Source organism: Lutibacter maritimus (assembly GCF_900116115.1).
In the GTDB taxonomy this organism is placed as follows: Bacteria; Bacteroidota; Bacteroidia; order Flavobacteriales; family Flavobacteriaceae; genus Lutibacter; species Lutibacter maritimus.
Window position 1 is genome coordinate 112,893 of record NZ_FOZP01000009.1, and the last position, 21,117, is coordinate 134,009.

Here is a 21,117-nt window from a genome sequence, read left to right on the forward strand (position 1 = left end):
AAAAATCTTAAAAATGGAAAATATATCCTTTAAATTAGATGGAAGAACTTGCACAGCAGAAAAAGGTACTAACCTAATTGAAGCGGCAAAACAAAACGGAATTTTTATACCAACTTTATGCCATTTTAAACACCTAAATCCTTTAGGAAGTTGTAGAGTTTGCACAGTAAATTTAAACGGACGTCCAGTTGCAGGCTGTACAATAAGTTTACAAGAAGGTATGGATATTGAAGTAAATACTACAGAATTACTCGATACAAGAAAAGCTATATTAGAAATGATGTTTGTTGAAGGAAATCATTTTTGTCCTTCTTGTGAAAAAAGTGGTGATTGTCAAATGCAAAATTTAGGATACGAAACAGGTATAAGATTTACCCGATATCCACACTTATTTGTTGATAGATTAGTTGATGCACGACCAGAACGAATAGTAGTAAACCAAAACAGATGCATTAAATGCAAACGTTGTATTGAAGAAGTAAAAACAAACGATGGTTTTAGCGTTTTTAGCTTTACACAAAGAGGAAATAGCACCAAAGTTTCAGTTGACTATGAACAAGAAGCAAAATTATCTGAAATAGAAGCCGAGCGCGCAATGCAAATTTGCCCAACAGGTTCTATTTTAGTAAAAGGAAAAACATTTAGCAAACCTTTTGGTAATCGACAATTTGATTTAGGTCCTGAAGGAAAACAATTCTCTTTAGATAAAATTAAAAAGCACAAAACTACAAATAAGAAAAAAAGAATTGCAACCACATCATTAGCTGGTTGTTTTGGCTGTCATATGTCTATGTTAGATATAGATTTAGGTTTGTTAGATTTATTAGAAGTTGTAGAGTTCAATAAATCACCAATAACCGATATTAAAAACTTTACAGAACATTGTGATATTGGTTTAATTGAAGGTGGTTGCTGCAACACTCATAATATTGAGGTTTTAAGAGAATTTCGTAAACATTGTGACATTTTAGTATCGGTTGGCGAATGTGCAATTTGGGGAGGTTTACCTGCAATTAGAAATACCGTTCCATTAGAAGAATGTTTAAGAGAAGCTTATTTAGAATCTATGACAAGCGAAGAAGGCGCAACAATCATACCTAACCACGAAGATATTCCAAAGATTTTAAACAAAGTATATTCTAACCACGAAGTTGTAAAAATAGATTATCACATTCCGGGCTGTCCACCAAATGCCAATCATATTTGGAATGTTGTAAAACATATCCTTTTTGAAGAAGAATACTCTATTGCATATCCAGAATTTAAATACGACTAAACCTAAAACATCAAAAAAATGAACAAAAAGAAAATAGTTATAGAGCCAGTAACCAGAGTTGAAGGTCACGGAAAAGTAACCATTAAAATGGATGAAAATGGTAAAGTTGAAGATGCTTTTTTACATATTGTAGAGTTTAGAGGTTTCGAAAAATTTATTCAAGGTCATCCATATTGGGAAGCACCGGTTTTAGTACAACGCCTTTGTGGAATTTGCCCTGTAAGTCATCATATTGCTGCAGCCAAAGCCATTGATCAATTGGTTGGTGTTGATCCGGAAAACCTATCGCCTACAGCAACAAAATTGCGTAAACTATTACATTACGGACAAGTTTTTCAATCACATTCTTTACATTTTTTCTATTTAGCATCACCAGATATTTTATTTGGAATTAACGCACCTGCTGAAAATAGAAACATTGTTGCTGTTGCTGCTGAAAATAGAGAATTGGCAAAAAAAGGAATTTTAATGCGAAAATTTGGTCAGGAAATTATTAAAGCATTGGCAGGTAAAAAAATTCACGGAATTTTAGCCGTTCCAGGTGGAGTTCATAAAACATTTACCAACCAAGAACGTCAATATTTTTTAGATGGAATTCAAATTCCTAACATTGATACTATGATTGAATGGTCGAAAGAAATAATCGACTTCATGAAAAATTATCATCTAGAAAATGCCAAATGGATTGATAATTTTGCTGCATATCCATCCAATCACTTAGGCTTAGTTCATAAAGAAACTGGTGCTTTGGAATTATATGATGGTAGATTACGCTCAGTAGATTTTGAAGGGAAAGAGTTGCTGAATATTGAAGATATTGAATATCGTTATCATTTTAAAGAAGCTGTAGAACCTTGGTCATATCTCAAATTTCCTTATATGACAAAATATGGTAGAGAAAATGGATGGAACAGAGTTGGTCCATTAGCGCGCATAAATACTTGTTCACATATTAGTACTCCTTTAGCCGAAATTGAACGACAAATTTTTAAAGCCTACACGCAAAACAAACCAAACAATATGACCATGCATACACATTGGGCTCGTTTAATTGAAATGCTACACTGTGCCGAACTTATAAAAGAATTATTATTTGATGATGAAATTATGGGAACAGACCTAGTAAGAAAAGGAACTCCTAGAAATAAAGGAATTGGTATTATTGAAGCACCCAGAGGTACTTTAATTCACGAATATCATACGGATGATAAAGGCTTAATCACAAAATGTAATTTAATTGTTTCAACTACACATAATAATGAAGCAATGAACCGAGGTGTTAGAGCGGTTGCCCAGGAAGTTTTAAATGACAAACCAGAAATTACTGAACCAATGTTAAATCAGGTTGAAATGGCCATTAGAGCATATGATCCTTGTTTAAGTTGCGCCACACATGCTTTAGGTGAGATGCCTTTAATTGTTAAAATAGAAGACCATTTAGGAAATTTAATAGATGAGAAAATTAGATAAAACACTTATAATAGGGATTGGAAATAACACCCGCCAAGATGATGGTCTTGGCTGGTGTTTTTTAGATAAATTAGTTGAAGCAGGTTTTAATGAAGATCAATTATTATACAAATATCAATTAATGGTGGAAGATGCCGAATTAATTAGCGAATACGAAACCGTAATTTTTGTTGATGCAAATAAAACAACTCTTGATAAAGGTTTTTCAATAGAACGTTTTTATCCAGCAGAAAAAGTAGCTTTTTCAACTCATGCAGTTCCTCCAAATCAAATATTAAATTTATGTGAAACAATTTATCATAAAAAACCAAAAGCCTATGTTATTAAAATAGATGGTTATAGCTGGAACTTCACCATAAGTTTAACTAATAAAGCTACTGAAAATTTAAATAATTCTTTGTCCTGTTTTAAATCCTTTGCATTCTAATTTTTATTAATTTTAATGTTCAATTAAATTTAAGAATGCAACCAGAATTTACTCCTAAATTATTTTCATTAATAAAACAGGGAATTTCAAAAAAAACAATTTCAACAGATACTATAGCTGGTATTATTGTTGGTATTGTAGCACTTCCACTCTCTATTGCTTTTGCAATTGCATCGGGAGTTTCACCCGAAAAAGGAATTATTACAGCCATAATTGCAGGTATTTTAATTTCAGCATTTGGTGGTAGCAGAGTTCAAATTGGGGGTCCAACAGGTGCCTTTATTGTAATTGTTTACGGAATTGTTCAAAAATTTGGTGTTGATGGGCTAACTATAGCAACTTTTATGGCGGGAGTTATAATTATTGGAATGGGGATTTTAAAACTCGGAAATTTATTAAAATTTATACCTTATTCTTTGGTTGTTGGTTTTACAAGTGGAATTGCAATTATTATTTTTTCTTCACAGTTAAACGCATTTTTTGGACTTGGTATTGAAAAGGTTCCAGCAGATTTTATTGATAAATGGATTGTATATTACAATAACTTTAGTAAAATTAATTGGTATTCCTTTTTAATAGCGATTGGAACAATTTTAACAATTTTAATTTTTCAAAAAATAAGTTCTAAAATTCCAGGTTCTATAATAGCAATTTTAATCTCTACAATTTCAGTTGTTTATTTTAAATTACCTGTAGAAACTATTGAAAGTAATTTTGGTAATATTTCAGGAAGTTTTAGCGCACCTTCATTGCCAAATTTTAATTACGAAACCATAAAATCTTTAATTCAACCTGCATTTGCAATTGCCATTTTAGGAAGTATAGAATCATTACTTTCTGCTGTTGTTTCAGATTCTATGATTGGTGGAAAACATAGATCTAATGTTGAATTAATTGCTCAAGGTTTTGCAAATATTGCTTCATCATTATTTGGTGGAATTCCTGCAACTGGTGCCATTGCAAGAACAGCAACAAATGTAAAAAATGGAGGAAGAACACCAATTGCTGGTATTGTTCACGGACTTGTTTTATTAGCCATTATGCTATTATTTGCACCATATGCAAAACTAATTCCATTATCTTGTTTAGCTGGAATTTTAGTAATTGTTGCCTATCATATGAGTGAATGGCGACAATTTATTTCTATCTTAAAAGGACAAAGAATGGACATTATTATTTTATTAACAACCTTCTTTTTAACTGTTGTTTTTGATTTAATAATTGCCCTTGAAATTGGAATTATCTTATCAAGCTTTATGTTTATGAAAAGAATGAGCGAATCTGTTCATATTCAAAACATTACTTCTGAAAATAAATTAAAAGAACAACTATTTGAACAGGAAATACATGATTTACCAAAAGAAGTTCAACTTTTTGAAATTAATGGGCCTTTATTTTTTGGTGCCGCACGTCAATTTCAAGAAACATTAACCAGTTTTAATAACGACTGTAAAGTGGTAATTCTTAGAATGCGCTACATTCCAATAATTGATGCAACCGGGTTTCAAAGTTTAAAAGAAATTATTAAAACGTTTAATAGCAGTGGAATCTTAATTATTTTGTCTGGAATAAATCCTGAGTTAAGAAGTGATTTTAGAAAAAATGGTATTTATGAAATAATTGACAGAAAATACATTGTTAGCAATATTATTATGGCTGTTTCTAGAGCTAAAACTTATTTAAAAACTTAATCACCAAAAGCTGTTAACACCAATTTTCTTGGACCTCCAAAATTTCTATGTTCGCACAAATAAATTCCTTGCCAAATTCCTATATTCAATTTTCCATTTGAAATTGGAATTTGAATAGAACTTCCCAAAAGTGAAGCTTTAATATGTGCTGGCATATCATCTGAACCTTCATAGGTATGAATATAATATGGCATATTTTCTGGAATCATTTTATTAAAGTGACATTCAAAATCAGTTCTTACACTGGCATCGGCGTTTTCATTGATGGTTAAACTTGCCGAAGTATGTTTAATAAAAACCTGTAATTGACCAATAGTTATTTCCTTTAGTTCTAGAATAGCAGTAATAATTTCATTTGTAATTAAATGAAAACCTCTTTTTTTAGGTGAAATCTGTATTTCCTTTTGATAAAATTTCATTTTAACTTATTTAACTAATGTTATTTACAATTTCATCAGCAATTGACAAACAAGCAGTTGCAGCAGGTGAAGGCGCATTTAAAACATGAACATTATTATTGTGATGTATAATTTTAAAATCATCCACCATATTTCCATCATAATCAATGGCTTGTGCTCTTACACCAGATCTTGCGGTTTGCACCTCATCAACAGTAATAGATGGCATCATTTTTTGCAATTCTTTTACAAATAAGCGTTTAGAAAATGCTCGTTTATATTCATCAATTCCCTTATGCCAATGTTTGCCAAATAATTTCCAAGTTCCTTTAAAAAGAAGTGCTTCCAAAGTATCTTTAAAACTAAAACTTGTTCTGCTATAGCCTTCACGCTTAAAAGTGAAAACTGCGTTTGGACCACATTCTATACTTCCATCTACCATTCTTGTAAAATGAACTCCTAAAAATGGAAATTTTGGATCTGGAACTGGATATACTAAATTTTTAATTTTATGAGCTGCTTCAGGCTTTAACTCATAATAATCGCCTCTAAACCCAACTATATGAATATCTAATTTAGCATTGTCTTTTTCTGCAATTCTATCAGACTGTAATCCTGCACAAAAAATAACTTTCGTAGCTTCAAACGAAACCGAACTTGTTTCTAAAATGGTTTTATCTTTTAATGAAGTTATATTTTTAACTTCACAAGAACTAATTAATTTACTTTCAGAATTTATGGTATTCATTTGCTTTACAAAAGCTTTACAAACACCAACGTAATCAATAATTCCTGCAGTTGGCACCCAAATGGCTTTTAAACCAACAATAAAAGGTTCCTTTTTATTAATTTCCTCGGCAGATAAATATTGAATTCCTTCCGTTCCGTTTTCAATTCCTCGATTAAAAATATTCTCTAAAATTGGTAATTCCTCTTTTTTAGTAGCTACAATTATTTTACCACAAACATCAACTTTTACATTATTTTTAACAGCAAAATCCACCAACTGCTTCCCTCCTTTTTTAGAATTTAAAGCTTTATAAGAACCTGGCTTGTAATATATTCCTGAATGAATTACTCCTGAATTTCTACCTGTTTGATGCATTCCAACATCCGAGTCCTTTTCTAAAACAGCAATAGATTTATTTGGGAATTTTAATTGTAATTTATAAGCTGTTGCCAAACCAACAATTCCTCCTCCAACAATAATAACATCGAATTTATTGGACATACTTTGTTTTTCCAACAAAGGTCAGTAAAACAAAAGAAATTAAAAAGAAAATTGCTAAAAACAATACGCTCCATTGCATAGAACCGGTAAGCGAAACCAATAAGCCAAAAACAATCATTCCAAAAACAATCGCTAATTTTTCTGTTACATCATAAAAACTAAAATAGGTTGCGTGGTCTTTAGTTTCTGGTAATAATTTTGAATATGTAGAACGCGAAAGTGATTGTATTGCCCCCATAACCAATCCAATTAACGCACCAATTGAATAAAAGTAATAATGAACATTTTCTTGAGATTTATCTAACATAAAAGCTGAAACACAAATAATTGACCAAATAATTACCGTTATTTTTAATGATGAAATATTTCCTATTCTGTCTGACAATCGTGAAAATAAAAATGCACCAACTATTCCAACTACTTGCACTATTAAAATTACAGCAATTAAATCTAATGTAGGTAACCCTAATTCTTTACTTCCGAAAATCCCAGCCATTAATATAATTGTTTGCACACCAACACTGTACATAAAAAAAGAACTTAGAAAGAATTTTAATTCTGGGTGATTTCTTAATTCTAAAGCCACTATTTTTAGTTCGTGTAAGCCTTTCCAAATAAAATCTTTTTCAGGTTTTCTGTTATAAATATTATTTGGTAATTTACTATATGTAATTTGAGCAAAACCAAACCACCAAACTCCTACAATTAAAAAGGTAATTCTTGATGCCATTGCAGCATCTGGAATACCAAATAATTCAGGTTTGTTTATCATTATTAAACTTAAAAGCAACAAAATAATAGAACCTACATATCCTAAAATAAAACCTTTTGCACTTACATTGTCTTGTTGTTCAGGGTGTGCTACTTCAGGTAAATACGCGTTGTAAAAAACAATACTTCCCCAAAAACCAATACTTGCTAATATTGTAAAAACAATTCCTACCCAAAGTGTTTCCTCTCCTTTAAAAAAGAACAAACTCATAACAGATAATGAACCTAATAAACAAAATGCTTTTAAAAATTTTAATTTATTACCTGTATAATCTGCAATACCAGACAAGATTGGTGATAAAAAAGCTACAATTAAAAATGAAAATGCCAATGTATAATCATATAAAGTTGTTGGATCCCATCGTGTGCCTAAAAAATTTATTTTACCCTCAATATTGGAAAAAGATTCTGTTAAACTACTATAATAAATGGGAAAAACAGCAGTACTTATTACTAATGAATATACCGAATTTGCCCAATCGTAAAATGCCCAAGCATTAATTAACTTTTTGTCTCCTTTTTTCAACATATTTTAAAAATAAAAAAACCGTTCTAATGAATTTTAGAACGGTTTACAATATACTATATTTATTTTTTAATGTAATTAACTTTTTATTGGCATTGTATTATACTTTTTAGCTAAAGAGATAGCTGTTGGTAGGTATGCTTTTAAGTTTTGTATTCTTGTTTCGTTTGATGGATGTGTACTTAAAAATTCAGGTGGCGCACTTCCACTTTCTGCTCTTTGACTCATTCTAATCCAAACATTTATTGCTTCTTCTGGATTGTAACCAGCCATAATCATAAATACCATTCCTAACTTATCTGCTTCGGTTTCATGAGTTCTACTAAATGCCAACAAACCAACAGTTGAAGAAATTCCAAAAGCAGTATTCCACAATTGTTGTGCTTTTGGATCTTTATTTGATGTTCCTAAAGCAACTAAAACGCCTCCTAATTGTTGTCCATAAGCACTTGTCATTCGCTCTTGACCGTGTTTTGCAAAAGCGTGTGCAACTTCGTGTCCCATAACAGCCGCAATACCATCTGTATTATCGCAAATTGGTAAAATACCTGTGTAAAAAACCACTTTTCCGCCAGGCATACACCAAGCATTTACAGTTGGGTCTTCAATTAAATTAAATTCCCATCTATAACTGTTAGCTTCGCTAACCATTCCATTGGCTCTCATAAATTTATCAACAGCTTTTGAAATGTTTAAACCAACCATTTGTATTTCATTAGTCTTTTTTTTATCTGTTGAAATTTTATTCTCCTTTAAAAAGCCTTCATATTGAGCAAAACTTGCTGGTAAAATTTCGGCATCACTAACTATATTAATTCTTTTTCTACCAGTAATTGGAACAGTACTACAGCTTACAGCAAACATAAACACGAGTGATAATGCTATAATTTTTTTCATTTTTCAGTTTTTTTTATTTTCTAGTTAATCTTTAAAAATACAAATTCTATATTTACAAACAAAATTAAACTTTTAAATGAATAAATTAGAATCCAATAAAATAAAGAATAAAAATAATATTCCAAATTTTATTATATATACAGGAAAATTTCTGCAATTATTTTCTATAACGCTTGCAACTAAATTTGCTGTAAAATTATTTAGAACTCCTATTAGATTTAAAACTCCTGAGCGCGAAAAAATGATGGCAAAAAGCGCTCAAAAAGAACTTGTTAAAATTCCTGAATTAAACAAAGAAGTAATGGTTTATACCTATGGATATTCTAAAAGAAAAGTGCTTTTGGTTCATGGTTGGTCTGGTAGAGGAACTCAATTATATAAAATTGCTGATAAATTATTAGAAAATGGATTTATGACTATCAGTTTTGATGCACCTGCGCACGGAAAATCTTCCGGCAAAACTACTATGATGACAGAATTTATTACTACAGCCAAATATCTAGAAGATAAATATGGTCCTTTTGAAATTGCAATTGGGCATTCTTTAGGAGGAATGACGGTTTTAAATAGTATACAACGTTTTTTAAAAGTTAAAAAAGCAATCATTATTGGATCTGGTGATATTATTACTGATATTATGATAGGTTTCATAACAAAGTTAGAACTAAGTCTAAAGCTGGTTGATAAAATGAAATACTTTTTTCAGAAAAAATTTAGTGAAGATATTGATAATTATTCCGGAAGCTTTGCAGCACTTCACGTTAAAATACCAACTTTAGTAATCCATGACACAGAGGATAAAGAAGTGCCTGTTAGTTGTGCTTATAACATTAGAAAAAACTTAGAGAATGGTGAAATTTTAATAACTAATGGGCTAGGTCATACACGAATTTTAAAAGACAATTTTGTTGTAGAACGCATAATCAATTTTATTCAAAAAACAGATTAAAATATTTGTCTTGAACGTTTTTAAACTAAAAAAGTTTTTTAATTAATCTCAAATACTCAAGTAAGTTATTCTTTTGTTTTCCGACTACTTTTCAAATAGAAAATTATGAAAAAATTGTATTTTGTACTTTTTTTGATTTCAATAATTTGGTTTCAAGGAAATTCTCAAGTAAAAACTAATAAAACTATGGTTAAAAAAGTTATTAAAACTGATAATGAGTGGAAAAAAGAATTAACGCCACAACAATATTTTGTTCTTAGACAAAAAGGTACAGATGCGCCAAGTTCAGGTGGTTTAACTTCGCATTTTGAAAAAGGAACTTACCATTGTGCTGCTTGTAATTTACAATTATTTGAATCTAACAGTAAGTTTGAATCACATTGTGGTTGGCCTTCATTTGATGATGCCATAAAAGGAACTGTTGAATTTGTTTTGGATAAATCGCACGGAATGATTAGAACTGAAATTATTTGCGCATCTTGTGGTGGGCATTTAGGTCATATTTTTAATGATGGTCCTAAAGAAACTACTGGGCAACGTTATTGTGTAAACACCACATCTATAAAATTTGTAAAAGCAACAAAATAACCTTCTTGAGTATTATAGATGTTTTATATTGTACGATATAATAAATATTAAAAAAAGACCTTTTTATAAAAAGGTCTTTTTTTAATAAATTATTTTTTATCTACCAAAACTGGCTTCGGAATAACAATTTTATCGCTATACATTTGCCATAATTTAAAACCTCCTGCTAAATTAACAATAGTATCAATATTATTTTGTTTCAATATTAATTCAGCTAAATAACCACGTAATCCTCTTTGGCAAAAAATTATGATTGGTTTATTTAATGTTTTTATTGCATCAATATTATTTCTAATATCATCTAAAGGAAAATTTATTGCATTTGGAATAGTGCCTTTTTCAAACTCGGCAACGGTTCTAACATCAATTAAAGTATAATGATTTGTATTTTCATCTGTTAAAAAATCTTCTAATTCTTCAACCGAAACCTGTACACTTTTATGATTTGATATATTTTCAGCAACAAAGCTAGAAACTACAACTGGATCTTTAGCTGGAGAATATGGTGGCGCATACGCTAAATCTAACTGCGCTAAATCTGTAATCTTTAATTTTGCATAAATAGCAGTACTTAAAACATCTACTCTTTTGTCAACCCCAACTTCACCAAACAATTCAGCACCTAAAATTTGTTCAGTTTCAGCATGGTAATAAATTTCTGTAATTAAATCCTTTTGATCTGGATAATAACTTGGCGTTGAACCTGCAATAGTTAATACTGTTTTAAATGGAATTTCTAACTGGTTTAATGCTCTAGGATTCAAACCTGTTCTTGCCAAAGTATAATCAAAAACTTTTACAATAGCAGTTTTGTAAGCACCTTTAAAATTAATTTGTTTACCAACCGCATTTGCTCCTGCTGCTCTTCCCGCTTTGTTTGAATGCGTTCCTAATGGAAAATAATCGTACTCATTTGTTTGTAAATTTTTAATTGCTACATTATCTCCAGCTGCATACACATCTTTAATAGATGTTTCCATTTGCTCATTTACTTTTAATGCGCCATTGCCAATATGTTCTGCACCGTTTTCAAGTAATAAATCGGTATTTGGTTTAATACCAACACTTAAAATTACAAAATCGGTTTTTACTGTTTTTCCATCTTTAATCTTAACACCAGAAATTTTCCAATTTTCATCTAGCTCAAATTCAGAAACAAAACCAGATGTAATTACTTCAATACCTTTTTCTTTTAAAACTGTTTCAGCAAAATTTCCGAATTTTTGTTGCCACATATTTAAAATTTGATTGTCACCTTCAATTAAAGTAACATCTTTCCCAGCTTCTTTTAAATTTTCAGCAACTTCAACGCCAATTAGTCCTGCACCAATAACGGTTACATGTTTAGATGTAGCTGCTAATCCTTCAGAAGTTATTTTATCAAAATCAATCATACTTCTACAAGTTGACCAATTTGTAGCTTTTTCAATATTTTTTATTGGAGGAACAATTGACTTAGCGCCTGTTGCAAAAACTAACTTATCGTAACTATAATCTCCTATTTTAGAGTAAACTACCTTATTAACTGTGTCAATTTTTACAATTTCTTCGTTTAATCGAACATCAATTTTAAATCTGTTTTGTAATAATTCTGGCTTTACAACAATTAAATTACTTCTATCTTCAATAACACCAGAAAATGCATATGGCATTCCACAAGTGGCATAACTAATATGTGCGCCTTTTTCAAAAAGGATAATTTCAGCATTTTCGTCTTCTCTTCTAGCTTTTGCAGCGGCTGATGGGCCTGCAGACAATCCACCAATTATAATTATTTTAGACATTTTTTTGTTTTTAAAATCTGAGCAAATTTCTCATATTTTTTTAGACCAAAGAGTAATAAATATCACTAAAACGTTATTGTAATTTAAAGTACATATACTTATTTTATTATTACAATTTCAATTCAATTTTCAATAAAACAATTACACAGTTTTTATTATATTTGTGAACTCTAAAAAACGAAGCGAGAAACTATGTTTAATAATTTAAGTGATAAATTAGATAAGGCCTTTCATGTATTAAAAGGTCACGGAAAAATTACAGAAGTAAATGTTGCTGAAACTCTAAAAGAAGTTAGAAGAGCTTTATTAGATGCCGATGTTAACTTTAAAATAGCCAAAAATTTTACCAATACTGTTAAAGAAAAAGCTATTGGACAAGACGTATTAACTACGTTAAATCCAGGGCAATTAATGGTAAAACTTGTAAAAGACGAATTAACTACCTTAATGGGAGGAGAAACCGTTGGAATAAATTTATCTGGTACACCAACAGTAATTTTAATGTCAGGTTTACAAGGTTCTGGTAAAACTACTTTTTCTGGAAAATTAGCCAATTATTTAAAAACTAAAAAAACAAAGCAAGTTTTATTAGTTGGTTGTGATGTATATCGTCCTGCCGCAATAAATCAGTTAAAAGTTGTTGGAGAGCAAGTTGGTGTTGAAGTTTATGCTGAAGAAGAAAATAAAAATCCAGTTGAAATTTCATTAAACGCTATAAAACATGCAAAAGCAACTGGTAAAAATGTTGTAATTATAGATACTGCTGGTCGTTTAGCTGTTGATGCGGAAATGATGACCGAAATTTCTAATATTCATAAAGCTGTAAATCCGCAAGAAACATTATTTGTTGTAGATTCTATGACCGGACAAGATGCAGTGAATACAGCAAAAGCTTTTAATGATATTTTAAATTTTGATGGTGTAATTCTTACAAAATTAGATGGTGATACACGCGGTGGAGCTGCGCTTTCAATTAAATCGGTTGTTAATAAACCAATTAAGTTTATTGGTACGGGTGAAAAAATGGAAGCCATTGATGTTTTCCATCCAGACCGTATGGCTGATAGAATATTGGGAATGGGTGACGTTGTTTCGTTAGTTGAACGTGCTCAAGAACAATATGATGAGGAAGAAGCCCGTAAAATTCAAAAGAAAATTGCAAAAGATCAATTTGGTTTTGATGATTTCTTGAAACAAATTCAACAAATCAAAAAAATGGGTAACATGAAAGATTTAATGGGAATGATTCCTGGCGCTGGAAAAATGATGAAAGATGTAGATATTGATGATGATGCTTTTAAAGGAATTGAAGCCATTATTCATTCTATGACACCAAGTGAAAGATCTGAACCTAAAACTATTGATGCAAGTAGAAAAAAACGTATTGCAAAAGGATCTGGAACTACAATTCAAGATGTAAATCAACTGTTAAAACAATTTACTCAAATGAGTAAAATGATGAAGATGATGCAAGGTGGCGGCGGAAGGCAAATGATGCAGATGATGAAAGGAATGGGAAGATAATATTACTAAGGTAAACAGTTTTGTTTGCCTTTTTTTATAAAATAAACTCAAAAAATGATTTTACTAGACGGAAAAAAAACATCTGCAGAATTAAAAGTTGAAATTACAGAAGCTGTAAAAGAACTAAAAAAACAAGGTAAAAAAACTCCGCATTTAGCCGCAATTTTGGTTGGAACAGATGGAGCAAGTATGACCTATGTAAATGCAAAAGTAAAGGCTTGTGAAATGGTTGGTTTTAACTCAACTTTAATTGATTTACCTGAAGAAACTTCTGAAGAAAAATTATTACAGGAAATTGAAAACTTAAATACCAATAATGATATTGATGGCTTTATAGTGCAACTTCCACTACCAAAACATATTGATGAACAAAAAGTTTTGATGGCTGTAAACCCTGACAAAGATGTTGATGGTTTTCATCCGACTAATGTTGGTAGAATGACCTTAGATTTACCATCTTTTTTACCTGCAACGCCTTATGGAATATTAGAATTATTAGAACGTTATAAAGTAGAAACTTCTGGAAAACAAGTAGTTGTAATTGGTAGAAGTCATATTGTTGGTAGACCTATGAGTATTTTAATGAGCCAAAAAAGGCCTGCTGGCGATGCCACAGTTACAGTAGCTCATAGCCGAACAAAAAACTTAAAAGAATTAACTTTACAAGCTGACATTATTGTAGCAGCTTTAGGAATTCCTGAATTTTTAACTGGAGATATGGTGAAAGATGGTGTTACAATTATTGATGTTGGAATTACAAGAATTGATGATGAAACCAAAAAAGCTGGATACCGTTTGGCTGGTGATGTGCACTTTGAAAGTGTTGCGCCAAAATCATCATTTATTACTCCCGTTCCTGGTGGAGTTGGCCCAATGACAATTGCAATGCTTATGAAAAATACGTTATTAGCTTGTGAAAGAAAAAGCTAATTATAATTTATAAACTCAATTAAAAAAGCAGCAAAATTTGCTGCTTTTTTATGCTTCTCTATTCACTAAATCCATTGAAAATGCTGGAAAACAAACCGCTAAATATTCACAAGCTTCATCAAAAGGGTTTGAATATTGTACACGAGCTCCTTTTTTTATTTTAATAGATTCACCCGCTTTTAAAACGATAATTTCACTATCAACAATAAATTGTTTTTTACCTTTTATTATATAAGTAAACTCATCAAATTCTGGAGTTTGAAATGGTTCGCTCCATTTTGGTGGTGCAACCATATGTGCAATGCTTAAATCGGATTTTATACTTGCATTTCCAAAATGTTCTTCAATTAATTTTCCATCATTTGTAGGTACTACAAATGGCTGCTTTTGAATTTTATATTTTTTCATTATAAAAATTATTTCTTCAAATTTATCAATAATATTTAGTTTTAAACAATTTAATTAATCAGTTTAAAATCGTAAATTAGATAGAGAATTCATGCATTTTTTACTCATATTTAAATCTCTAATTATGAAATTAACATTTTTAGGTGGCGCAGGAACAGTTACAGGCTCTAAAATAGTATTAGAAGTTGATCATATAAAAATAATGATTGACTGTGGTTTATTTCAAGGTTTAAAAGAGCTTAGAGAAAAAAACTGGGAAAAACTACCCATAAATTTAAATGAAATTGACTTCGTTTTATTAACACATGCGCATCTAGATCATTCAGGTTATTTACCAGTTTTAGCAAAAGATGGCTTTAATGGTAAAATATACTGTACCCGTGCTACAAAAGATTTAACTAAAATTATTTTATTAGACAGTGGTAAAATTCAAGAAGAAGATGCAAAAAGAGCTAACGAATATAAATACTCTAACCATAGCCCTGCAAAACCACTTTATACTATAGATGATGCTAAGTTGGCTATTAGTAAATTAACGGCAATAGATTTTGATGAATGGTTCATTATTAATGATTCAATAAAATTTAAATTTTTAAATAGCGGTCATATCCTTGGAAGTGCTTTTATAGTATTGAACATTAATGAAAAAATATTAGTTTTTTCTGGTGATATCGGTAGAAAAAACCCAATACTTCTACCTCATTATAAATATATTGAACAAGCCGATTATTTAGTAATTGAATCTACATACGGAAATAGAATTCATGAAAAAGTATCAATAGAAGCACAATTATTGGAATATATTACAACTACTTATGCTAAAAAAGGAATACTAATTATTCCATCATTTTCTGTTGAAAGAGCTCAAGAAATAATCTATTTATTAAGTAAATTAAAAAATGAAAAATTATTACCAAATATTCCTATTTATTTAGATAGCCCAATGGGTGTTAATGCTACAGAGGTTTATTTTAAGCATAGAAAAGATCATAAATTATCTGAAGAAGATATAAACAGAATGCTAACTACTGTTCATTTAGTAAGTGAAATAGCAGAATCTAAAGCTATTGTAAATGACAATAATCCAAAAATTGTTATTGCTGGAAGCGGAATGATAACAGGAGGAAGAGTTTTACATTATTTGGATAAATTAATTTCTGATAAAAAAAATAGCGTTTTAATTGTTGGTTTTCAAGCAGAAGGAACTAGAGGAAGATCGCTTTTAGCAGGAGATACAGAAATAAAATTTTTTGGTGAATACCATCAAATAAAAGCTGATGTTTTTAAAATAAATGCTTTTTCTGGTCATGCAGATCAAACGGAATTATTAGATTGGCTTTCTCACTTTAAAAAACCACCAATTTTAACATTTATAAATCATGGAGAATCCCATCAAAGTCAAGCTTTTAGAACCAAAATAAAAACAGTATTTAATTGGAATTGTACTGTGGCAAAATTAAATAATGAATACTATTTAAGTTAATTGTTTTAACTAATTAAACCAAATAGTAAAATATTTAATTTTGGCATTATCAGGTATTTGTTCAACAGAAATTTGCTCTCTGCTAAAACTATTTAAACCTAAATCCTTTTTATCAATAGCTATAGTTGCATTCAATTCATCAATAAATAGTGTTGCTGAAGTAAGTGTAGTTTCTACTTTATTAATTAAATAGTGCTCGTTAATGTCTTTAAAAGTTGATTTTAGTGAGATTCCTTTGTCTGTTTTATAGTTTGAATTAAAAATTTGAATACTTTTTATTTTAGAAGAACTGTCATTGGTGTTTTCTGGAGAAATTTCCAATAATTTATCTCCATTTTTCGAATAAATTATATACTCATCATCTTCATTTGAAAATATATTTTTACTAGCAATAGAATCATATAATTTTGAAACTAATGAATCATTTTTAAAAATAGTAGGTAAATCTTTAATTGCAGTTTCTTTAGTTAAAACGCCAACTTTTCCTTTTTCAATAATAAATTTATTTTCTCTATTGCATTGTATAGATATAATTAATACAATAAGAATTATAAATAACTTTTTAATAACAGACATTGATTGATTGATTGATTGATTGATTAAATTTTATATTCTTTTAAACGTAATTTTATGATAAATATTTAGTAAAATTAAAATTAAATTACACGTTTTAAAATTCCTAAAACGCCTCTTATAAAAGTTGCGCTTGTTACTACTTTTAAAATTGGGTTCATTCTTGTACTTCTAGTTCTTGAAGTTGGTTTTGCAGCTTTTTGAATTTCTTTTTTTCGTTCTTCTACGGCTTCTTTTTTGTTAATTTTTTCAATTTTATCTGTCAAAATTTCATAAGCACTTTCTCTATCTATAGTCTCATTATATTTATAATATAACCTAGAATTTTTAATTAAATCATTTAATTCCTTTTCAGTTAAAATATCCATTCTACTCATAGGTGCTCTTAACATTGTACAAGCTAACGGAGTTGGTATTCCTTTTTCATTTAATACAGAAATAAATGCTTCTCCAATTCCCATTTTAGTTAAAACTTCATCAACATCATAAAATTCAGAACTTGGATAATTTTCAGCAGCAAGTTTAATTGCTTTTCTATCTTTTGCAGTAAATGCGCGTAATGCATGTTGCACTTTTAAACCTAACTGACCAAGTACATCATCTGGCACATCATTTGGGTTTTGAGTTACAAAAAACAACCCAATTCCTTTAGAACGTATTAACTTAACAATACTTTCTATTTGAGATAATAATGCTTTTGATGCCTCTTTAAAAATTAGGTGAGCTTCATCAATAAAAATAACCAATTCTGGTTTTCCACTATCGCCTTGCTCTGGAAAAGTAGCGTAAATTTCTGCTAATAATTGCAACATAAATGTAGAAAACAACTGAGGTTTATCTTGTATATCTGTTAGTCTTAATACAGAAATAATTCCTCTTCCTTCATCATCCTTTCTAACTAAATCTTGAACTTCAAAAGAACGTTCTCCAAAAAATAAATCACCACCTTGTTGATCTAATTCTACAATTTTTCTTAAAATAGCTCCAGTACTTGCCGTAGAAATTAAACCATATTCACTTTGAATTTCCTCTTTACCTTCTTCTGTTGCATATTGTAAAACTTTTCTAAAGTCATTTAAATCTAAAAGAGGTAATTTGTTATCATCACAATATTTAAATATTATAGAAACAATGCCGCTTTGTGCTTCTGATAAACCCAAAATTCTAGAAAGTAAAACTGGTCCAAATTCAGAAACTGTTGCTCGTAAACGAACTCCATCTTGTTCAGATATCGTTAAAACTTCAATAGGAAATTTTTTAGCTTCAAAAGGTAAACCAATTGCAGCATGACGTTCATCAATTTTTGGATGTCCAGCACTTGGTTGTGCTAAACCACTTAAATCACCTTTAATATCCATCAGTAAACTAGGAATCCCTTTTTCTGATAAATTTTCCGCCATAACTTGCAGTGTTTTAGTTTTCCCAGTTCCTGTTGCTCCTGCAATTAATCCATGTCTATTTAAAGTTTTTAAAGGAACCTTAATAAATGCATCTTTTATGGTTTCACCATCCAGCATTCCAGATCCTAAAACAATATAATCTCCTTTTGTTTGATAACCTTCATTTATCTGATTAAAAAAAGCTTCTTTCCTATTCATTTAAAAATATTTTTGTTAAAAATAACATATAAATATCAAAATAAAAATTTCATTACATATTAAGTTGTAATTATTTATTATAACGACTTATATGTATATTTGCAGCATGATAAATAAAGAAATTCAACAACTTATAAATAAGGGAGAAATGCTTCCTTTAATGGAAGAGTTTTATACAATACAAGGAGAAGGTTTTTATACAGGAAAAGCTGCCTATTTTATAAGAATTGGAGGTTGTGATGTTGGCTGTCATTGGTGTGATGTAAAGGAAAGTTGGAATGCTAAATTACATCCACCAACAAAAACAGATCTAATAGTAAAAAACGCAGCTGAAAATGCAAATACTGTTGTTGTTACTGGAGGAGAACCATTGATGTGGAGTTTGGATTATTTGACAAAAATGCTGCAAAAAAATAATTTAAAAACACACATTGAAACATCTGGAGCTTATCCTTTAAGTGGATTTTGGAATTGGATTTGTTTATCGCCTAAAAAAACTAAATTACCTTTAGCTCCAATATATAGTGAAGCTCATGAACTGAAAATGATTATTTATAATAAAAATGATTTTAAGTTTGCCGAAGAGCAGGCTTCAAAAGTGAATGAAAATTGCGAATTATTTTTACAGCCAGAATGGAGTAATCGCGAAAAAATGACTCCACTTATTGTTGATTATGTTATGAAAAATCCTAAATGGAAAATTTCATTACAAACTCACAAGTATTTAAATATCCCCTAATTTATGTTGAACAATTCTATATATTTTATCAAATTGTTCGGTTAATGTTAAATCAGAGTTGTCAATTTCAATAGCATCATCTGCTTTTACAAGAGGTGAATCTTCTCTCGTTGAATCGATATGATCTCTAGATTCCACATTTTTTAAGATTTCATTATATGTAACTTTGTCACCTTTTTTAATTAATTCGTCAAATCTTCTTTTTGCTCTTTTATCAGCAGATGCGGTAATAAAAAATTTCAATTCAGCATTAGGAAAAACAACTGTACCAATATCTCTACCATCCATAACAACACCTTTATTTTTACCTAATTCTTGCTGCTGCTCAACCAATTTTTTTCTTACTTCTGGTACTTCTGCAATCTTACTTACAAAATTAGATACTTCTAAAGTTCTAATATCATTTTCAACATTCACACTATTCAAAAATATTTCAGCAAATCCTAATTTATCATTAAAATGAAAAGTTAAATTAATTTTATTCAAATTTTCAATTAATTTATCTTTATAAAAATAACATTCATTAATATATTCATGCTGCATAGCATATAAAGTTACAGCTCTATACATTGCACCAGTATCTACATAAATATAGTGTAATTTTTGAGCCAATTGTTTTGCAATTGTGCTTTTTCCTGTTGATGAAAATCCATCTATGGCAATTGTAATTTTATTCAAAATTTTAATTTAAATTAACTAATAAACTAAATGTACTGGAATTTGTAGCTGGATGATATTTTGAAAATGCATAATTAAATTTTAATTTATTCAATTTAATTCCAAAACCAGCAGTAAAGCCAGCAAAAGTTCTTTTATCTGTTAAAAATAGTTCTTTAGATCTTCTGAAATTGTACCCAAATCTTAAATTAAATCCTTTATCAGGAAATAATTCAGCTCCAACCGAAATGTGCCGAAATGCATTATCTAAAAATGAACTTTTCTCCTCTGATATTTCTCCATCAATACTTGTAGTTTCATTAGATGGATTACTTACTGCAATATCCCATTGTTGTAAATTATCTATTACAAAATGCCAAGTAATGGGTACATTTTCTAATTTATATGAGGTGCCAAAAGAAATATCTAAAGGTAATTTTTCCCTTATCTCATCATACACTTTTACCTGATAACCTAAATTTCTAACAATTAAAGTTACAACATAAGGGCTATATTCATTATAATATAACAATCCAAAATCTGTTCCAATTCCGTAAGACGAAAAATTCTCAATTACAGAATTAATAAATTTAATATTCCCACCTAAAAAAAAGTCACTTCCTTCAAAATTATAAGCATAACCTAAAGAAAAAGATAAATCATAGGCTTTAAAATTACCAGTTTCATTTCCTTCTTCATCTGCACTAATAAAATTACCATAATTTAAATAAGAAATATTCGTATGAATCACACCAAAATTTCTATTTATTAAATGTGCATATGAAGCAGATATAAAAGAAATATCTGCTAAATAATTAAGATAATTAATAGCTAATTGATTTTCTATAGATGAATTAATTGTAGAAGGGTTCCAAATAGGTTGGTTAATGTCACCTATTAGCGTAATCACTTTACCTCCTAATGCAGCCTGTCTAGAAGAACTAGTTAAATTCAAAAAATTATAAATATTTTCACCTCCAACTTGAGCATATAACGTTGTAGAAAATAAAAATATTAAAATGACTATTTTTTTCATAAATCTAATGCAAATAAACTCATTTTTAACTTAAATGCACAATAAAAGCTTTTAAAATTCAAAATTCAAAAAAAAACCTTCAACTAAAAAAAGTTGAAGGTTTTCAAAAGAAAGGCGGTGACATACTCTCCCACCATAGTGGCAGTACCATCTGCGCTGAT

Annotated in this window: 20 protein-coding genes; 10 read left to right on the forward strand and 10 right to left on the reverse strand. The window is 29.6% G+C overall.

Annotated features, from left to right (window positions below; genetic code table 11):
• Positions 1 to 13: 13 nt before the first annotated feature.
• From BM335_RS14345 to BM335_RS14360, 4 genes are read left to right on the forward strand one after another with little or no spacing between them, the layout of a single operon-like run.
• Entirely contained in the window at positions 14 to 1,276 is a 1,263-nt protein-coding gene (locus tag BM335_RS14345; RefSeq protein WP_090229895.1) for an NADH-quinone oxidoreductase subunit B family protein, read from the forward strand.
• An 18-nt stretch (positions 1,277 to 1,294) separates the two neighbouring features.
• Complete coding sequence (locus BM335_RS14350) at positions 1,295 to 2,746, forward strand: Ni/Fe hydrogenase subunit alpha (RefSeq protein ID WP_090229898.1); 1,452 nt, start codon at positions 1,295 to 1,297, stop codon at positions 2,744 to 2,746.
• Positions 2,730 to 3,173 (forward strand): hydrogenase maturation protease, encoded by a 444-nt coding sequence (locus BM335_RS14355; protein WP_090229902.1) that lies wholly within the window; start codon positions 2,730 to 2,732, stop codon positions 3,171 to 3,173. Before BM335_RS14350 ends, BM335_RS14355 begins: the two co-directional genes overlap by 17 nt.
• A 35-nt stretch (positions 3,174 to 3,208) precedes the next feature.
• Positions 3,209 to 4,864, forward strand: coding sequence for a SulP family inorganic anion transporter (locus tag BM335_RS14360; RefSeq protein WP_090229910.1), 1,656 nt, complete (start codon positions 3,209 to 3,211; stop codon positions 4,862 to 4,864).
• Here BM335_RS14360 and BM335_RS14365 read toward each other — a convergent pair.
• From BM335_RS14365 to BM335_RS14380, 4 genes are all read right to left on the reverse strand, one after another.
• Positions 4,861 to 5,283: a secondary thiamine-phosphate synthase enzyme YjbQ gene (locus BM335_RS14365; protein ID WP_090229915.1), complete on the reverse strand. Its 423-nt coding sequence runs from the start codon at positions 5,281 to 5,283 to the stop codon at positions 4,861 to 4,863. The genes BM335_RS14360 and BM335_RS14365 overlap by 4 nt on opposite strands.
• A gap of 10 nt (positions 5,284 to 5,293) precedes the next feature.
• Positions 5,294 to 6,493 carry an L-2-hydroxyglutarate oxidase gene (gene lhgO / locus BM335_RS14370; RefSeq protein WP_090229919.1) on the reverse strand — a complete coding sequence of 400 codons (1,200 nt, stop codon included), beginning with the start codon at positions 6,491 to 6,493 and terminating at the stop codon, positions 5,294 to 5,296.
• Positions 6,483 to 7,793, reverse strand: coding sequence for an MFS transporter (locus tag BM335_RS14375; RefSeq protein ID WP_090229923.1), 1,311 nt, complete (start codon positions 7,791 to 7,793; stop codon positions 6,483 to 6,485). Before BM335_RS14375 ends, lhgO begins: the two co-directional genes overlap by 11 nt.
• Positions 7,794 to 7,868: 75 nt before the next feature.
• The gene (locus BM335_RS14380; protein ID WP_090229926.1) at positions 7,869 to 8,687 is read right to left on the reverse strand and encodes a M48 family metallopeptidase; all 819 of its coding nucleotides are present in this window, start codon (positions 8,685 to 8,687) and stop codon (positions 7,869 to 7,871) included.
• Positions 8,688 to 8,763: 76 nt separating this feature from the next.
• Here BM335_RS14380 and BM335_RS14385 point away from each other — a divergent pair, with 76 nt between their 5' ends.
• Together BM335_RS14385 and msrB are read left to right on the forward strand one after the other, a co-directional pair.
• Positions 8,764 to 9,636, forward strand: coding sequence for an alpha/beta hydrolase (locus BM335_RS14385; protein WP_090229931.1), 873 nt, complete (start codon positions 8,764 to 8,766; stop codon positions 9,634 to 9,636).
• Positions 9,637 to 9,741: 105 nt separating this feature from the next.
• Positions 9,742 to 10,224: a peptide-methionine (R)-S-oxide reductase MsrB gene (gene msrB, locus BM335_RS14390; protein WP_090229935.1), complete on the forward strand. Its 483-nt coding sequence runs from the start codon at positions 9,742 to 9,744 to the stop codon at positions 10,222 to 10,224.
• An 89-nt stretch (positions 10,225 to 10,313) separates the two neighbouring features.
• On the opposite strand, the gene BM335_RS14395 is transcribed toward msrB, so the two are convergent.
• Complete coding sequence (locus BM335_RS14395) at positions 10,314 to 12,008, reverse strand: FAD-dependent oxidoreductase (RefSeq protein ID WP_090229940.1); 1,695 nt, start codon at positions 12,006 to 12,008, stop codon at positions 10,314 to 10,316.
• A 192-nt stretch (positions 12,009 to 12,200) separates the two neighbouring features.
• Here BM335_RS14395 and ffh point away from each other — a divergent pair, with 192 nt between their 5' ends.
• The gene (gene ffh, locus BM335_RS14400) at positions 12,201 to 13,532 is read left to right on the forward strand and encodes a signal recognition particle protein (protein ID WP_090229944.1); all 1,332 of its coding nucleotides are present in this window, start codon (positions 12,201 to 12,203) and stop codon (positions 13,530 to 13,532) included.
• A 54-nt stretch (positions 13,533 to 13,586) separates the two neighbouring features.
• The gene (folD, locus tag BM335_RS14405) at positions 13,587 to 14,462 is read left to right on the forward strand and encodes a bifunctional methylenetetrahydrofolate dehydrogenase/methenyltetrahydrofolate cyclohydrolase FolD (RefSeq protein WP_090229949.1); all 876 of its coding nucleotides are present in this window, start codon (positions 13,587 to 13,589) and stop codon (positions 14,460 to 14,462) included.
• A 48-nt stretch (positions 14,463 to 14,510) separates the two neighbouring features.
• On the opposite strand, the gene BM335_RS14410 is transcribed toward folD, so the two are convergent.
• Complete coding sequence (locus BM335_RS14410; protein WP_090229953.1) at positions 14,511 to 14,870, reverse strand: cupin domain-containing protein; 360 nt, start codon at positions 14,868 to 14,870, stop codon at positions 14,511 to 14,513.
• Positions 14,871 to 14,994: 124 nt separating this feature from the next.
• Between BM335_RS14410 and BM335_RS14415 the strand changes: the two genes are divergently transcribed.
• Entirely contained in the window at positions 14,995 to 16,353 is a 1,359-nt protein-coding gene (locus BM335_RS14415; RefSeq protein WP_090229958.1) for an MBL fold metallo-hydrolase RNA specificity domain-containing protein, read from the forward strand.
• Positions 16,354 to 16,362: 9 nt separating this feature from the next.
• Here the strand turns inward: BM335_RS14415 and BM335_RS14420 are convergent, their stop codons facing one another.
• Both BM335_RS14420 and BM335_RS14425 read right to left on the reverse strand, forming a co-directional pair.
• Positions 16,363 to 16,929 carry a hypothetical protein gene (locus BM335_RS14420; protein ID WP_090229962.1) on the reverse strand — a complete coding sequence of 189 codons (567 nt, stop codon included), beginning with the start codon at positions 16,927 to 16,929 and terminating at the stop codon, positions 16,363 to 16,365.
• A gap of 80 nt (positions 16,930 to 17,009) precedes the next feature.
• Positions 17,010 to 18,524 carry a helicase HerA-like domain-containing protein gene (locus BM335_RS14425; RefSeq protein ID WP_090229967.1) on the reverse strand — a complete coding sequence of 505 codons (1,515 nt, stop codon included), beginning with the start codon at positions 18,522 to 18,524 and terminating at the stop codon, positions 17,010 to 17,012.
• Positions 18,525 to 18,630: 106 nt separating this feature from the next.
• Between BM335_RS14425 and BM335_RS14430 the strand changes: the two genes are divergently transcribed.
• Positions 18,631 to 19,263, forward strand: coding sequence for a 7-carboxy-7-deazaguanine synthase QueE (locus BM335_RS14430; protein ID WP_090229971.1), 633 nt, complete (start codon positions 18,631 to 18,633; stop codon positions 19,261 to 19,263).
• Here BM335_RS14430 and cmk read toward each other — a convergent pair.
• Positions 19,249 to 19,941, reverse strand: a complete 693-nt coding sequence (gene cmk / locus BM335_RS14435; protein WP_090229976.1) for a (d)CMP kinase — start codon at positions 19,939 to 19,941, stop codon at positions 19,249 to 19,251. The two genes, BM335_RS14430 and cmk, sit on opposite strands and share 15 nt — an antisense overlap.
• Positions 19,942 to 19,945: 4 nt before the next feature.
• Positions 19,946 to 20,956, reverse strand: coding sequence for a type IX secretion system protein PorQ (porQ, locus tag BM335_RS14440; protein WP_090229979.1), 1,011 nt, complete (start codon positions 20,954 to 20,956; stop codon positions 19,946 to 19,948).
• Positions 20,957 to 21,117: the final 161 nt, after the last annotated feature.